Raw genomic sequence first — 16,788 nt, forward strand, 5'->3', positions numbered from 1 at the left:
AAACCCTTGAATAGAATCACTTTTTTCGACAGCAAGACTCATGTCGTCCAAAACTCCACAAGGATTGTGGAGTTTTTCCTTTGAATCAGATTCTCCACAAGCTTTATGGAGAATCTCGGGCTTCCGATTGGAATAAACCAGATAAAACTGCCTGAAATAGCATAGATTTGTTGTTGAAAACCCTTTGCCGTAACTTTTTTCAACCTGGCTGATAAATCTTTGATGATCTGCTTCCCGTATTTAGCCCGCTTTTCACCGCCCTGGATCGCTTTTACAATTTCCCGCCCTATCAGCCAATAAGCAATGATCATTTCGCTGTTAACCGCTTGAACAACCCTTGACCTTGCCTGTTCCAGTATGGACACCACCCGGTTAAACAGTCCGTCGCTAATTGTCGCCTGAATTTTCAGTTTTCTATGTCCTTTTTATTCATCTTTCATCCCCTTTGGAATGATGAATTATGAAGGATGAATGCGGAATGTATTAGCATCAATCATCATTGAGCGCTCATAATCCTTAATTGCTAATTCAGCACTTCTGGAATTTTACCTTCTCCGTTTCCTACAAATTCTATAATCTTGTGGTCAACTGTAATTATTGGACATTCTAATGTAATAGCTGAAGCCACAACGATTTTATCGTGCAGATCATGTTTTGCAAGACACCCGCCAACAGTAAGCAAATTTTCCAATACTTCTTGGTCTATTGCACGAATTTCAACATTTGGAGACTGCTTTAGCTGTATAAAAACTTCATAGAAAAATTTGCGAAAAAACTCTCCTGATCGGAGCCATTTTTCATATATCTCAATAAATACAGTTGATGGCACACTCAATAATACACCACCTTCATACGGAGACACTGCCAGTTCAATAGCACTTCTTGTTCTTTGTGATATGGCCGGTGCCCCATCGAACTCAGGCGCATCTTCAAATACTCTCGAAAAAAACGAGATGAGTCCGTTTGTATCAATCACGTAACGTTTCTTGTCCATAGCAATATTCCGATAATTTCCTTGCAACCGTCAGAAGCGATATTTCCAAATCAATCTCACCGGAATGTTCATGCCGTAGCATATAATCCACAAAATCTTCACCGCATTCTTGTATGTCGATAAACATCTTGTCCGGCATGGAAAACAGTTCTGATATCATTTTTTTTGTCGATGCCGTTGAACTATGCCGTCTTTCAAGAATTCTCGCAAAGGAAAAGGTCAGACATAGAAGTTTATCTTGCCATTGAACGGCATTATCAAGAAGTGAATTAAGAGTTACATCTTCAATAGCCTTATCTTCCAAATGTAACAGTAAGAGATTTTCTAATTCAGTGCTATTCAAACAATAACTCATACTTATCACCCGTCGGTCGCTTTTTTCAAGAGGTCTGTTGCATTTGAATCATCCAAGGATGGTTCTTTCCCCGGCACCACACCTTCACGTTTTTCAATTTCAGAACGAACAAAATCCTCGTCTATATCCTTTCTATCATCAGCTAAAGACTTCTCGATTAGCGCAGAACAAGTTCTAAGAATTATTGCTGCATTATACTCACTTGACTCGGCAATGATATTTATTGCACCCAACGTAAACGGAGCCAGATTGTCGCCTACAAACGAGTCACTCCTGTACTCAGCAAGATATTTATTTATCAGCAGGCTAACATGCTCTCGATTAAGTTTTTCAAAAGGAATAAGGTGAGGTGATGCAACTTTTGGAGATAATGGATATCGCTGGTCCAATCCGGAACTTGACCAAGCTTCCGAAATAAGCGCCGGCACACCGGCATGCAAGACAAGAAACATATTGAAAAATCCATATCGAGCGTTCTCATATGGGCCATCCAGTAACACAGATCTAAGCTCCGCCGAAAAATCCCGTCTTTGACGTGCGCTTTGAAAATCCGGTACTCTTTCAAAATCATCGACAAAAATGTATGCACCATTAAAACCTGATGCCATGAACATCTGAACAAGATGGGAAAAAACGAAATCAAGTTTTTCCCGTCCTTTCTTCAAATTTTGATAAGTCTCCCGGAAAGACTCTTTTGAAATGAATGAATCAAAAAATCCATGGCGAAATGAAAGTAGCGGAAATTCGTTGGGGAGCTTCTGTAAAAACTTATTTTTTAAGATAACTTCCATCAGTTTCCGAGATTCAACACCTTGTTTTTTGAGCCATTCTTCTGAGTTTAGAGATTCAATCAGCTTTTGCTCGTCATCTTCATCTATCTTTAAATCCGGATAAACCTCGGCAATCGCATCGAGTCTCATGCTTGCAAGGGATGAGGCGATAATGCCGGAAGAATAAATTGCTCCAAATATTAGATCAACGAAACTATCAAATGTTTTTGTCCTCCCCCCTAGCTCAGGCGCCACATACAATGCAAAACATTTGTTGAGTTCATCGGAAATGTCCAGGCAGTATTCCTGGTTCATCCTATTGATAAGGTTTACAAGAAATGCCGATTTACCATTTCCTCGTCCAATATATGAGGTATCTACAATATATCCAAGGCGAAGATGTGAAGGATCTGTCTGGGCTTTTTTTAGAAAATCTGTTTCAATTTTCTCATATTCCTTAGTTCTGATATCCGCCTCATATATCGTTCCATTTATACGACGGTCTGTTGAATCCTTATTTACAGGACTCGTTGGAAACGGGTTCTCCATTAATTCAAAGCGTTTATATTTGGCTTCCAGGTCAACACTCTGTTGCTGCCTGGGTTTTCGTTGTAATTTGCTCACTGCTCTATGCCTCCTTTAGTAACGTCAATGGCAATAATATTCCGATAACTGCCATCCACCATAACTGGTTCACGTTTCATATACATCGCACTTGTTTCTTCCGGTAGTTTATCTACCTCAAGCGAAATGTGAATATTAAGCTGTCCGGAAATATTCAAACGATATATCTCATTAAGTGTTTCTTCAAATGTTTGCATGGATACTTTTAACCTGAAGCAAACAATTTCCCGTAATGATACCAAGTTGACAAAATTGTATCTTACTTGACGCTTCAAATCAAAATAACCTTCAACAAGGGTAGCAACGAACTTATTTTTATTGGGGCTTTTTTCATCATCTGCAAGGATTGGCTTATGAACGAAAAGACGTTTACCATCCGAATAATGGTATATCTCTGAGAAATCATCCGAATGGACAGCATCAAGAACCACAGATGTTGGATAAACCAACTTCCCGTTGATAAATGGATAAGATTCCGTTACCTGGATTATGCCGATCTGTCTGGCCCGATATCCCCACATATCGAAGGAGGTCATAGAATAAGGGCATTTATAAAGTTCCTGGAGAAAATAGGTAAGCCAAAAGTCACGGATACGTTTTGTTATCTTGTTGTAATCTTTGGGGTCAAATCGTCCAGATGAACTTTTAGGCAAAAGACCATCGTGAGTAATTTTTTTTAAAATTTCCTGATTTTTTTGGGTCAAATCGACATTGCGTTTCAGGTATCGTTCAATGTCTCCCTGGAGTTTTTTTACAAGGGACTCAGTGTAACGAGTCATATCTTTTGTTGTTTGGATATTTCCCCTGTCAAAATGCAATTCCAGTGGGGAATAATGTGGAAACACCAGCACTCCAGAACCTTTTGAATTCGCTTCGTATAAAAATTCAACAAGTGCTCTAAATGCGTTATGCGCACCTTCCATCAGTCTGAAGAGAGAGAGATTAAATGCGTGAGCACCTTCTGTACGATGTTGAAGCAAGAGTTTTTTGCCCTTTTCTGTTAGATGAGTTGTATTATCCTCCTTCTCGATAAGGAGGCCATACTCCTTACACTCGTCCATTACCTTATTAAACGTATAGCGATAACGCCGTTGTTGATGCAAAGTAGGATTCTCAACCTCTTCCAGTTTCTTATATTTTGACTCACCAAGTCGGTATTCTTGCTTAAGAATTTTAAAAGCATTAAATACGTCGTCCTGGATTATGTTTTTTTCAACGCTGCTAAGAAAAATAAAGAAATAGTCCAGAAAATAGAACTTTCTGGATGGCAAAAAGGATGTTTTTACAGCGGCTTTGGTCATGAATGCCCTCCCTCCGCATAGTTTCCTTCAATAATGTGTCCATGTTAATTCACTCCGCACTGCGGAATCTTTTTGACGGCTCCGGATTCAAGACGCATTGCGTCTCGATTCGCTGAAGCTGAGAAATAGAGGGGCAAATTTGGTGTAGCGGCGGCCTCCTCTACCAAAAGGTGATTAAATATCTCAAACCAGACCAAATTTTGATATGAGCCCGCGCCTTTGTAATGACACCACTCAAGAGTACCCTGATTCTCAAAAAAAATATCATGTTCCGCGATCATCAAACCTGTTGGCGTAAGAATCTGGCCACCAGCCTGAATCAAACCCATGGAGGCCCCTATGCTGATTAAACTTGCTACCTGTCCATCCGGGAGGCCGGAATTTTTAATAAGGAGATGCCTACTTATCCTTTTTTCTCTCCTATTGTCATAGAGAAAGCTAAGGATGCGTGCAAAGTGATTAAATTCTAAAACATGACTCCGACTAACCTGAAATTTACGTCGTATACTTTTTCCGGCTGTGGTTTTTTTATTTGAAGTTCGTGCTGAATCTAATGGTATTATAGAGCCATCTGCCATGTTTGGAGTCTTGGAAACACTATCTCCCGTTATCGATGCATCATCCGTGATTTGTTCATCCGGCAGGTTCTCAAACAATTTCTGTTGAGTAGCTTCCGGCGCCACTTTTGAGCGTAAAGGCATTGTTTCAATAGACCTGTTTTCGACTCGAATGAACTCAACCAGCTTAAGCAGGGCGATTGACGATTGCCCTATGCCTTTCACCTTGCCCAGGTCATCTTTTGTAGCGGAAAATACTTGGGAGAGATTGCCAAAAATCCGAATAAGCTCTTCAGCGAGCGGCTTGACATCCTTGCGTCCGATAGCAAAGGAGAGAAGCAGTTCCAGCAACACTTCGTCAGAACGCGACTCTGTATCGCCCGCCAGGAAGCGGTCTCTGAGTCTTTGTCTGTGCCCTGTTTTTATCTTATCCGCCATATTGCTGTTTACTATTCCTGCCCTACGTGTCAGCCCCTTTTTCAGGCAGCGAAATAACGATTTCATGAATCGACCTTGAACTCGATTTTGCGACAGTAAATCTTATACCCTGGTGCATAAAGGTTTCTCCTCTTTGCGGTATCCGGCCCATCTGTTTCAGCAAAAAGCCGCCTGCTGTTTCATACCCTTCTTTCGGAAGATCAAGGCCAAGCCGCTCATTGAGCTCCTCTATTTCAATGCGCGCATTAACAAGGAACCTGTTTTTAGAAAGCCTGACCCACTGCTTTACTTCATGATCATACTCGTCACTAATTTCCCCGACCACCTCTTCAAGGATGTCTTCTATTGTAATAATCCCTGTTGATCCGCCATATTCATCAACAACAATGACAATCGAATTCCCGGTTTTCTGCATAAAAAGCATAAGTTCATCAGCTCTCTTCGACTCCGGCACAAAAGGCACCTTTCTTATAAACCGACTGATAATGGCCGGGTCATCCGTTGCATCCAGCAAATCAAAAGCATATACAATACCGATTAGATTATCGATTCTATCTTTAAAAACAGGGATTCTGGAATAACCTGTGCGTCTTACTGTTTTTACCACATCCTTAATCGACCCGGTTTCCGAAACAGCGGTCACATGGACAAGGGGAATCATCACATCGGAGACCTTCGACTTTGCAAGATGAAAAACCCTTTTTATAAGCTTCTGTTCCTTTTTTTTAAGGTCGCTTCCATGCCCTGGAGTAACCAGCATATGTTCGAGTTCTTCTCTTGTAATGGAATCTTCCCTATTAAGTGATTCCTTGCCGAGGCTTGTGTAAAAAAGCCTGCTGATCTGAAAAACCAGCAGTGTAACAGGTGATATTATTCGTGAAGCTATCCAAAGGGGATATGCGATCCGCGGAGCAAATTCCGTTGCTTTCTGCTGAAAGATGGTTCTGGGAATTATTTCCCCAAACATTAAAAGAACCGGGGAAATAATAATAACAGTTAAAAGCTCACCGTATGTTTTGAAAAAAGACTCAAACCATACTGCTGCTACAACCGATGATATAATAACGAACATATTGGTGCCGGTGCTGGTGGTGGAAAGGAACCAGCGTGGATTGTTTATCATTTCAAGGGCCAGCACGGCCCCTTTAGAACCTTGGGCAACCCCTCTCCTGAGCCTCAACTTATTGGAAGAGAGCAACACCATTTCAGAGCCGGAAAAAAATCCCTGGATTATGACACAACAGCATATTATCAATATGTTAAGCCAGGAACTCATAACTCGACCTTGTCATATTCATCATAAATTTCACCAAACAGCTCTTCCAGCAGATCCTCCATGGTAACCAGCCCGGAAATATGCCCATGTTCATTAAGACAGATCGCCATATGTTTACGCCTATTCTTTAATGTATGGAAGAGTTCATCAACCTTTTGTGTCTCCTGCACAAAAAGGGGGCGCCTGCTTATCTTCTGCAAAATGTTGCGCCTACCCTTTATTTTTTTCAGATCAAACCTTAAAAGGTCCTTGACATAGAGTACCCCTGTAATGTTGTCGATACTATGCTCATAAACCGGAATGCGTGAAAAAGGATTGTTCTTCACGCATCTTATTATTATATCACCTTCGGTATCATGGGAAAGAGAGAGTATCTTATCCAAAGGAGTCATGACCTCAAACACATGGGCATCACTGAACTCAAATACATTATGAATAAGATCTCTTTCCACCCCCTTAAGTTCACCACCTTCGTGACTAAGGTTGACCATATCAAGAAAATCATCTTCCATAATGGCCGAACTGCGGCCTGCTCCTGCGGATCCTGTTAATATTATAAAAATTTGCGCCATACTGTCAAAAGCCCACCTCAAAGGCGCAATAACAGCCGCAAAAGAGTATATAATTCCGGACATAAAGGGAACCAGGCGCTCATTATTATTTATGGAAACTGTTTTAGGAATAACTTCGGCAAATACAAGTGTAAGGGGCGTCATGGCAGCCATGGCAACCCATTTGCCATGGCTGCCGAAAAGGGATACACAGAGATATGCAGCCACAACCGAAGCGGCAATATTAACCATATCATTGCCGATCAGAATTGTTACTATAAGCCTTCTTGGATTCTTTAGAAGCTTTTCTATGATAATCGCTCGTTTACCGCCGCCTTTTTTGATACGCCCACGTTGAATTGTGGTAAGAGAGAAAAGAGCCGCTTCCGAACCTGAAAAAAACCCCGAAAAGATCAGGAGAAAAATTATTATAGCTATATTAGTATATAGTGAAATTTCCAAAATTTGCCTTTAATATTTTTTTATTTGCCCGCCCTGTTCTTCATTTTTTCTATTCTCTGGTTGTAAAAGGCAATAACCTCCCTCCTGTTAAGCATTCCTAACAGGATTCCGTGGTCATCTTCCTGAACAACCGGCAGGCTGTTGATATTCTTGGTTGTAAATTTACGGAGGGCTGAATTCAGGTCATCCTGCGGGGTAGTAAAGATTATTTCGGAAACAGCAATATCCTTCATCACAACAAGGTGTTCAATGTCGGGTGAAAAGAGCACGCCCCTGATATCCGTGCTGGAAAATATTCCTATTAGTCTTTTATCATTATCCATTATGGGAAAATAGTGCTGCTTTGTATTTGAAAAGTATTTCTTAAATTCCAGGAAAGGCATATCCTGGGGGATAAGGCTTACTTTTGGCACGAGATGCATAAGGTCTTTAATCTTTATGGTCTGCAACACATCCACAAAAAATTCACCTGTATGGGCCGGAGAATCAATCTTGTTCTTAACCTGTTTTTCGTAAATCGTCCATTTTTTAGAAATCAAATAGGCTACGGAACATACCAGCATGCTGGGCAAGAGCAGATGATAAGAATTTGTCATTTCACTTACAAATATAATGGTTGAAATGGGAGTATTGGAAACAGAAGTAAAAAAACCGGCCATCCCAACAACCACAAAGGCTCCGGGATGGGTCACGACTCCGGGCATAATTTGATGAAAAAGCTTGCCGACCACCCCGCCCATGGCTCCGCCTATCACTATCGAAGGGCCGAACACGCCCCCGCTGCCTCCTGATCCTATGGAAAATGAAGTTGTAAAAATTTTGCCGATTGCCAAACATAAAAGGAAGCCGACTGCAAGTTCATTATAAAGGGTTTTTTGTGCAAAACCATAGCCGAATGCAAGGGTCTGGGGCAAAAAATAACCGATTATACCGGTACAGAGTCCGCCGATGGCAGGTTTGATATGATTAGGAATTTTAAAGGCTTTAAAAATTTTTGTAATACCATAAAAAATTTTAATGTAAAATAAGCCTGTAATGGCAAGCACAAAGGCTAAAACCACATAAGGTCCAAGTTCGAGAGGGTTGCGGAATACAAAATCAGGGGAATCAAAAAGAGAACCCCAGCCGAACTGGAGGCAAAAAACACAATACGCAACGACCGATGACATACCTGCCGGTATTATTACTTCTGATTCGAATTCCGGATCCCGGTAAAGGACTTCAGCGGCAAAGAGGGCACCTGCCAGCGGAGCTCGGAATATACTGCCGACACCAGCGCCGATCCCGGCGGCCATCATAATCCGGCGCTGTCGGTCGGACAACTTCAGGGTCGTGGCCAGGAAAGAACCGAACCCGGCGCCGATCTGTGCAATCGGCCCTTCTCTTCCCCCTGAACCTCCGCTTGTCAAGGTAATGGCCGATGCCAGGGTTTTAATAAACGGCACCCTTCCCCGGATAAAGCCCGCGCGCCTGTGATAAGCGTCGATGGCCGCATCAGTTCCATGCCCTTCCGCTTCCGGAGCAAAAGTATAAACAAGCCATCCACTTAATATCCCGCCGAAAGCAGGGAGTAAAAGAAGAATTATTCGATTAAAGCTCGCGCCTGAGGGCTGGAAAAGATGATGTTCACCGGCCGGAGCAGGGGGCTGATATCCTGCCATCATATCCATACAAAAATGGATACCTATCTGGCAGAGATAATGAAAGGCAATAGCCCCCAGGCCCGCTATAAGACCGATAAGTATAAAATAAAACGACCATTTCCCGGCCAGGGCAAGATCCAACCACTTACCTTTGCCGGCCGCTGAATTATACCATTTTTTAATCATTTTTTTTTATAATCAGTTATAATCGGATATAATCGGATATGATCATAAAAATTTTTCAAATTTCTAATTTCAAGTTTCAAGGTCTTCCACTCCCTTAAGAACAGTATCAAACAATTCTTCTATGTCCTTCTCTTCAAGGCATGAAAAAGCAACCCTGAGATTACTGGGACCCATCGAGATAAGTCCGACTCCGTATTTATCGAGGATATGAACTCTTAGAGCCTCAGCATCAGTTGATTTAAGCCTTATACACATAAAATATCCCGAATTAAAAGGATAAACGTCCCATGCCTCCTGATATTTAGGAAACCCAAGTACCTCTTTTACGCGTATGGCTCTCCTGCAAAGTATATCAAACTTCTCCTGTTTTTCCGCAGGATAGTCTTTATCTCTCATTGATCTCAATACAACAGACTGGCCCAGATGCGACGCATTGGAAATTGAACCTCTTACTGTGCCTCCCGTCTTCCTGACCAGGGCATCATAAACCGATTCGGCATTATTTTCTATCTTACCCCCGTATGTAATAAAGCCGATCCTTAAGCCCCATACAAAATTTTCCTTTGTGGCTCCGTCCAGCTTAACAGCCAGCAGCCTTGGATGTATGTCTGCGAGATGAGCAAAAATCGATTCTTTTAGAATATTCTCCTCATAAAAAAGACCGAAATAGGCATCATCCGCTACGGCAATCACGTTGGTTCCGTTTTGCGCGGTCTTTACAAGAATTTTGACTATACCGTCACACTCTTGTTCGGTAATGGTATACCCTGTGGGATTGTTTGGAAAATTCAGCATAACAATAATTTTGCTGTTTTTTTCAGCCTCTTCATTAACCTTTTTTTCAAAACCTTTTAGATTAAATCCGCCATTATCATCAAACATGACATATTTTGATATTCTGGCTCCTTTTCTTGTACTTAATATAAGATTATAGTTACCCCACATCATATCAGGAAAAATAATTGCATCGCCGGGATCGACCCAAAGATCTGCAAAAACACTGATTGCATGGGTTATACCGCATGTGACAACCGGGAGACTGAGCATCTTGCCTGCCAGGGAAGGATTCTTGTTAAACTGGGACATCCGCCACTCTTCCCTTAATTCGGAAATCCCCAAGGATGGCGCATAGGTTAATGATTCTCTTGGACGGAAACTTTTAATATTATGCATAATTGAATGGAAATGCATAGTGCTGCCCTCTTCCGTGGCGATTCCTATGGTAGCATTTAATTTATGCGCTTTTTCTTTAGCCTCGGCGCTCTGCAGTAAAATACCTTTAGGGAAAAAAAGATTTTTTCCGATTTCAGACAGCATCTCCATCAAAAAGGGATTTCCGTTTTGAATGACCTGATTTAACTCTTTTGCAATAGGATTCATTAATATAATACTCCTCAAGACTATTTCAATCTATATAAGTTGTCGTCAGTGAATGGACATTATAGATTGCCACATAAATAATTTCACTGCGTTATCGGTCGTCGGAGTAGGGGTTCAAGATTTTGAACCCCTACTTCCTCCGGCCTTGTGCCCAATTTTAAAATCGGGTAATTATCTGACGATCTATATATAAGTTGTCGTCCGTAAATGGACATTAGTTAATAAATTATAATAACGCGATTTCTTAATGTTTTCAATTGAAAAAAGTCAAGGAGAAATTTGAGTGCTTGACTTAAGGCCGCATAAAAAATAAACATTTCAAAATTATAGATTTATAGGATTAATTGCTGTATAGGCAGATATAGATTCATGCAAAAAACAGATTTTTCATTGCAGCCTGTTTCTGAAAACAGGAGAGTTGCCAAAGCAGCCGGTGTTGTGGGTGCCGCTACACTTTTAAGCCGAATTTTCGGCTTTGCCAGAGACGTTGTGATAGCATATTTTTTTGGCGCAGGACTCAGTTCAGATGCTTTTTTTGTGGCTTTCAGGATACCGAATCTCCTCAGAAGACTTTTCGCCGAAGGGTCATTAAGTATAGCCTTTATCCCTGTATTCAGTGAGTATCTTGCCAAACGGGGCAGCGAGGAAGCCTTTAAAATGGCAAGATCAGCCATGCGGCTCCTTTCTGTTATACTTGTTCTCGTCGCCATGACCGGGATATTACTCTCTCCCATAATCATACGTCTCATAGCGCCCGGATTTATCGATTCTCCTGAAAAACTCTCCCTTACCATCCTGCTTACACGGATAATGTTTCCCTATATTTTCTTTATCGGTCTGGTTGCTCTTGCAATGGGCATACTCAATGTGCTTGATCACTTCGCGGCCCCGGCACTGGCCCCTGTTTTTTTAAATTTTGCAATGATATGCTCTGTTTTTATACTTTCACCCCATCTTGAAAATCCGGTAGTCGGACTTGCCATAGGGGTAATCGCAGGTGGAATTCTACAGCTCTCTCTCCAGATTCCGTTTCTTATTAAAAAAAAATTCTATTTCTGGAAAAAAACTACCTTTTTTCATCCCGGGCTTAAAAAAATCGGTCTGCTCATGCTGCCTGCCATCTTCGGTGCGGCAGTTTACCAGATTAACATTCTTATTGGAACTCTTCTTGCATCACTGCTTCCCGAAGGGAGTGTATCTTATCTCTATTATGCCGACCGTCTGGTACAGTTTCCCCTTGGAATTTTTGCAATCGCCACCGCCACCGCCGTACTGCCCAGTCTCTCCCGGCAGGCTGCTGCAAATGATATGAAGGACTTTAAAAAAACATTTACCTTTGCCATGAAACTGGTACTTTTTATAACGATTCCGTCTATGATCGGTCTTATTGTTTTAAGAGAGCCAATAGTAGCGCTGCTTTTTAAAAGAGGGGCTTTCAGTCCGGAGGCGGTTCGATTAACCGCCTTCGCTCTTTTATGTTATTCCACCGGATTATGGGCCTTTTCTTCGGTAAGAATTGTTGTTTCCACATTTTATGCTCTGCAGGATACTAAAACTCCTGCAAAAATGGCTGTTTATTCGATTATTGCAAATCTTGTTTTAGGAATCATTCTTATGGGACCTCTTGCCCATGGAGGACTGGCTCTGGCCACAGCTCTATCATCAATGCTGAATCTCGGTCTGCTCTTGCTAATATTAAAAAGAAAACTCGGTTCATTGGGTTGGCGCAGCATTTCTGTTTCAGCCTGCAAAACAACTCTATCTTCCATAATAATGGGAGCTATTGTATGGTATGTTTCTATCCATCTTATATCAGCCCAAGACAGTACCTTGACAGAACTTCTGTCTGGAATTGCGGTATCCGTGACAATGGGCGCTATTGTCTTTGGATTATCAGCCTTTTTTCTTAAAAGCCGGGAACTTGCTTCCGTATTCGAAATAGTAAAACAAAGGTATGGAAAAAATTGAACGGAACAAAAAAAATCTTTTTACCTTTAATAATATGTTTTCTCCTTGTATTGATGCTGGCCGCCATATTTGGAAGTAACGGACTGCTTGAGCTAAACCTGCTTAAACAAGAGCGGGACACGATTATTAAAAAAAATAATATAATTCAAAACCGGAACCTGGCCCTTTACCGCGAAATTGAACGCTTAAAGTATGACAAGGATTATATTGAATCTGTGGCCAGACACGAATTGGGCCTGATAGGAAAAGATGATATCATATTAAAAGTAAAACCTTAAAAAAACCGTCATTAACTTAGGATCGGAGATTAAATAAATTGGACAAAGATTATGAAGGATTTTGGTTCATCTGCAAGGCGCATTAAAGGTTGAATACTCGAAGTATTCGGTAGTCCCTACAAAACAATGCAGGTTCGAAAAATCAGCTACTTACAAGGTATTGGGACTGTAATGAGATATCTCCAGTTTAGTGGAGAATTCGTAAGTCCCATCTGCATTGCCGGTGTATTATGGTTATACTTTTTTATAAATTTCTCGTTTTCATTGTTAATTCGTATTCGTAAGCTCTTATGAAATTGTATGTAATTATAGTTGAATAAGTTAATCCACATTACATTACTAAAATTCAGCTTGTTCTTGCAATACCCCAGGGTTTTTCTCTGAAGATAGGAGATATGTTGCCTCAGGGTAAGGTTCAGTCTCTCAATAAATGAGGTGTTTTGGCTTTTTCCAGGGAAATCTTTTACAGTACCTTTTACAAAATATTTTTTAACTGTTACAAGCCGACGCTTTATTCGGCGCTTAACAATTTGCAGGTAAGCATAAGGAATTTCAGACATAATGTTTTCGAGCGCATTTTTGTAAGCCGCTAATTTATCTGTAGCGACCTTTAATATATTATCTTTTCCCCATTTGCCCAACTTTTTAATGCCCTTTACTAAACGGTTTGCAGTGTAAGTTGTTCTTGAACCCAACTCGAAACCGATCCAGAATTTTGTTGTGGATTCAAGAGCGATAAAAACCCATAATTGTTGACTTTTATTTTTAAGGTAAGACCATAGTTCATCCATCTGGAGAAATACAATGGTAAGTCCGATAGTAAAACAAAGAAATAGGTGAAATTGCTGGCCTTTTTGCCCAATAGCTTTTTGCCGTTGTTCAATTGTCCTTCGATCTTTTTGAAGTACATCGGCAATTGCATCAGTGCCAAGGCCGTAAGAGTTTAGCTTTGCCGTTTGCTCATATTCTTTAAAACTGCCATGCTTTCCAAAAAGATCGGAATATCCTGTTTCTGAGAATCTATGTTTGCCACCATTGCAGTAAAACATTTGTCTTGGCTCAAAATCGGATTTTGTTATGTAAACTCCATCCTTGGTGATTTTGTTCTCGGTTGATTGATAACATTTGCAGCTTTTCCTGGGACAAAAAAGTGTTAGGGCTGTATTTGCTGTATTTTGCATGGTTGCGATCCTTTGAATAGAGTTTTAACCGTGCTCTACAAAATATATTGCTTTTAAAGGGTGTTGCAAAATAAAAAAACTTTGATAATAAAATCAATTAGTTAACCCAGAAAAACCCCATTTTTCCATTATGGCGTAACTATTTGTTTTAACTACCGATAATAGCAATCTTTGCAACACCCTTTTTTAGTCTATAGCAATCTTAATTTTTAGTAAAAATCTTTTTTATTCATGTTTTCAGAGACACTTTTTAATCACCTGCATTGTTTTGTAGGGACTACCCATTTTTTTAGACAAAAGGATCAATAAATTCATAGATTGTCACATAAATAATTTCACTGCCTTATCGGTCGTCGGGGTAGAGACGCAAAATTTTGCGTCTCTACAGCGTTTCCATCATTATCCAATTTATCAATTATTATTATCCCATGAACATGATTGGGCATAATGATAAATTTACCCAATTGAACAAACGGAAAATGATTAGGGATTTCTGCCCAATATTTACCGGCAATATGACCGATTTCGGAAATTATCATATTTCCATTTTCTATTGCACCGAAATAACATTCCCTACTGGTTTTTGAATTTTTTCATCATTAAACCCACCATAGAGACGCGATTAATCGCGATCATACCATTTCAATTGTCTGCATAGTGTATAGCTAATGCTATTATCCATTATCAATCCTCCAGAACGGTTTTTTTCAGTACCAGAAAACTCTCTTCCAGTGCCAGAATATCAGCCTTGATTTCCGCCAGCGAGCGCAGGGGCTTGAACTCATAAAAATATTTGGTGAAATTGATTTCATAACCGGTTTTGGTTTTATTCTCGTCAATCCATGCTTTGGGCAGATGGGTAATTCATGAAGGCACAGTTGATCAAGTGGTAAGAGTTTCATCGCAAAGATGAGCCTCCTTTTCAAAACGGCAATAACAAAGATATTGAAAATTCAGGGAGATCAGGCAGTTTATTGAAAATTTCTTCCAGTTGAATTAACATTGCGCTTGATATATCAATATGATTAATCATTTTTCAACCTTCAAAATTGTTGACATAAAGGAATATAATTAAGTTTAATCAATTTATCATATGCTGGATTTAACTGCAAATTTAACTTGTTTTAATATGATTGATCGACAAATAATATGACGGCGGGGATATGAAAAAAAAATTTATAGGTTTGGAAGGGATGTCATTACAAGAACTCGCATCCATCGCGAGGGACCAGGTTAAGGTAAAACTGACTGAAGGTTCAAAAAAACGGATTCTTGCATCCCGCAACCTGGTGGAACAATGGTTAAAAGAAGAAAAGGCGGTATACGGAATTACCACCGGATTCGGTGCCCTGAGTGATGTGAGGATATCACGTCTGGATACCCGCAAGCTCCAAAAAAATATTCTTATGAGCCATGCATGCGGTGTAGGGAATCCGTTTGATGAAGAGATTGTCCGGGCTGTGCTGGCACTTCGTATCAAAGACCTGGCCCGGGGGAATTCAGGCATCCGGCTTGAAACCGTCAATTTTCTGGTTGAGATTCTGAACCGCGGTGTTTGCCCTTTGATTCCTGAAAAAGGGTCAGTGGGCGCCAGCGGCGACCTTGCGCCCCTGGCACATCTCGGACTTGTATTGATCGGCCTGGGAGAAGCAAGATACAAAAACTGCAGTATGTCGGGGAAAGAAGCCCTCCGGTTATGCGGCCTGTCGCCGTTAAGTCTTGAAGCAGGCGAAGGCCTTGCACTTCTAAACGGAACTCAAGTCATGACCGGGATTGGGGGCCTGACTGTATACGACTCCCTGAGACTGGCAAAGATTATAGATATTGCTGCGGCCATGAGCCTGGAAGTACTCCTGGGCAGCAGAACGGAATTCGACGCCAGAATACATAAGCTCAGGCCCCATCCCGGGCAGATTACGGCTGCCGGCAATATGGATCGAATTATTCATGATAGTGAAATAATCAGCTCGCACAAAGACTGCGGGCGTATCCAGGATGCATATACATTACGATGCTCGCCACAAGTGCATGGCGCCAGCCGGGATGCGATTGAATATGCGATGAAAACAATTGAGACAGAAATAAATTCTTCCACAAACAATCCCCTTATCTTTCCTGAATCCGGCGATTTTCTGCTGGGCGGAAATTTCCACGGTCAGCCGGTAGCCCTTGCAATGGATTTTCTCGGTATCGCCGTTTCCGAACTGGCGAATATATCAGAGCGGCGGATAGAACGTCTTGTAAACCCCAAGCTGAGCGGCCTGCCGGCGTTTCTTGTAAATGACGGAGGACTTAATTCCGGTTTTATGATCGCTCAATATACCGCTGCAGCGCTTGTTTCCGAAAACAAGGTGTTGTCGCATCCTGCAAGTGTGGATTCCATTCCAACCTCTGCCAATAAGGAAGATCATGTTTCCATGGGAACCATTGCAGCCAGAAAATGCAGGGAAATAGTTAAGAATGCTGAGCATGTCGTTGCTATTGAATTGCTGTGCGGCGCTCAGGCGATGGACCTTTTTACAAATATAAAACCAGGTAAAGGCACTATGGCCGCATACAGAGCAATCAGGAGTACGGTAAAACATCTGGATAACGATCGTATTCTATACAAGGATATTGAAGCATTAAAACAGCTTATACAGAATGAAAAGATTCTGGAAGCTGTGGAAGCAGAGGTGGGGGCAATTGCTTAGGGTTCGCTCAAAAAAGGCTGAGGTGCGGTCTGAAAGCACTTTAGGAGATCGCATTTTCCGCCTTTACCTCCAGCCGATCAATGTTGGAAAGCCCAAACGCAGATCCTATACCGAGGGAAAAGATAAACAGC

Annotated in this window: 14 protein-coding genes; 3 read left to right on the forward strand and 11 right to left on the reverse strand. The window is 41.2% G+C overall.

Annotated elements, in window-relative coordinates; genetic code table 11:
* Positions 1 to 38: 38 nt before the first annotated feature.
* The 10 genes from BuS5_RS10640 to BuS5_RS10685 form a co-directional block, all read right to left on the reverse strand.
* Complete coding sequence (locus BuS5_RS10640; protein ID WP_274427649.1) at positions 39 to 311, reverse strand: DUF1016 N-terminal domain-containing protein; 273 nt, start codon at positions 309 to 311, stop codon at positions 39 to 41.
* A 212-nt stretch (positions 312 to 523) separates the two neighbouring features.
* Complete coding sequence (locus BuS5_RS10645) at positions 524 to 994, reverse strand: hypothetical protein (protein WP_027353275.1); 471 nt, start codon at positions 992 to 994, stop codon at positions 524 to 526.
* Positions 969 to 1,337: a hypothetical protein gene (locus tag BuS5_RS10650; protein ID WP_157487332.1), complete on the reverse strand. Its 369-nt coding sequence runs from the start codon at positions 1,335 to 1,337 to the stop codon at positions 969 to 971. The genes BuS5_RS10645 and BuS5_RS10650 overlap by 26 nt, the downstream gene beginning before the upstream one ends.
* Before the next feature lie 17 nt (positions 1,338 to 1,354).
* Complete coding sequence (locus BuS5_RS10655; RefSeq protein ID WP_027353277.1) at positions 1,355 to 2,743, reverse strand: hypothetical protein; 1,389 nt, start codon at positions 2,741 to 2,743, stop codon at positions 1,355 to 1,357.
* The gene (locus BuS5_RS10660; RefSeq protein WP_027353278.1) at positions 2,740 to 4,044 is read right to left on the reverse strand and encodes a hypothetical protein; all 1,305 of its coding nucleotides are present in this window, start codon (positions 4,042 to 4,044) and stop codon (positions 2,740 to 2,742) included. Before BuS5_RS10660 ends, BuS5_RS10655 begins: the two co-directional genes overlap by 4 nt.
* Before the next feature lie 44 nt (positions 4,045 to 4,088).
* Positions 4,089 to 5,105, reverse strand: coding sequence for a hypothetical protein (locus BuS5_RS10665; RefSeq protein WP_157487333.1), 1,017 nt, complete (start codon positions 5,103 to 5,105; stop codon positions 4,089 to 4,091).
* Positions 5,062 to 6,315, reverse strand: a complete 1,254-nt coding sequence (locus BuS5_RS10670) for a hemolysin family protein (RefSeq protein ID WP_027353279.1) — start codon at positions 6,313 to 6,315, stop codon at positions 5,062 to 5,064. The genes BuS5_RS10665 and BuS5_RS10670 overlap by 44 nt, the downstream gene beginning before the upstream one ends.
* Complete coding sequence (locus BuS5_RS10675) at positions 6,312 to 7,328, reverse strand: hemolysin family protein (RefSeq protein ID WP_051374628.1); 1,017 nt, start codon at positions 7,326 to 7,328, stop codon at positions 6,312 to 6,314. Before BuS5_RS10675 ends, BuS5_RS10670 begins: the two co-directional genes overlap by 4 nt.
* A 20-nt stretch (positions 7,329 to 7,348) precedes the next feature.
* Positions 7,349 to 9,157 (reverse strand): chloride channel protein, encoded by a 1,809-nt coding sequence (locus tag BuS5_RS10680; protein ID WP_051374629.1) that lies wholly within the window; start codon positions 9,155 to 9,157, stop codon positions 7,349 to 7,351.
* Between the two features lie 69 nt (positions 9,158 to 9,226).
* The gene (locus BuS5_RS10685) at positions 9,227 to 10,537 is read right to left on the reverse strand and encodes an aminotransferase class I/II-fold pyridoxal phosphate-dependent enzyme (protein WP_027353281.1); all 1,311 of its coding nucleotides are present in this window, start codon (positions 10,535 to 10,537) and stop codon (positions 9,227 to 9,229) included.
* A 369-nt stretch (positions 10,538 to 10,906) separates the two neighbouring features.
* Between BuS5_RS10685 and murJ the strand changes: the two genes are divergently transcribed.
* On the forward strand, positions 10,907 to 12,505 hold the full coding sequence (gene murJ / locus BuS5_RS10690; protein ID WP_035264612.1) for a murein biosynthesis integral membrane protein MurJ: 1,599 nt from the start codon (positions 10,907 to 10,909) through the stop codon (positions 12,503 to 12,505).
* Positions 12,502 to 12,783, forward strand: a complete 282-nt coding sequence (locus BuS5_RS10695; RefSeq protein WP_027353283.1) for an FtsB family cell division protein — start codon at positions 12,502 to 12,504, stop codon at positions 12,781 to 12,783. The genes murJ and BuS5_RS10695 overlap by 4 nt, the downstream gene beginning before the upstream one ends.
* Before the next feature lie 146 nt (positions 12,784 to 12,929).
* On the opposite strand, the gene BuS5_RS10700 is transcribed toward BuS5_RS10695, so the two are convergent.
* Positions 12,930 to 13,964, reverse strand: coding sequence for an IS1 family transposase (locus BuS5_RS10700; protein ID WP_274427650.1), 1,035 nt, complete (start codon positions 13,962 to 13,964; stop codon positions 12,930 to 12,932).
* A 1,163-nt stretch (positions 13,965 to 15,127) separates the two neighbouring features.
* Here BuS5_RS10700 and hutH point away from each other — a divergent pair.
* Positions 15,128 to 16,657, forward strand: a complete 1,530-nt coding sequence (hutH, locus tag BuS5_RS10705; protein ID WP_027355083.1) for a histidine ammonia-lyase — start codon at positions 15,128 to 15,130, stop codon at positions 16,655 to 16,657.
* The last annotated feature ends 131 nt before the right edge of the window (positions 16,658 to 16,788 follow it).

The sequence above is a fragment of the Desulfosarcina sp. BuS5 genome, from assembly GCF_028752835.1.
GTDB lineage: Bacteria > Desulfobacterota > Desulfobacteria > Desulfobacterales > BuS5 > BuS5.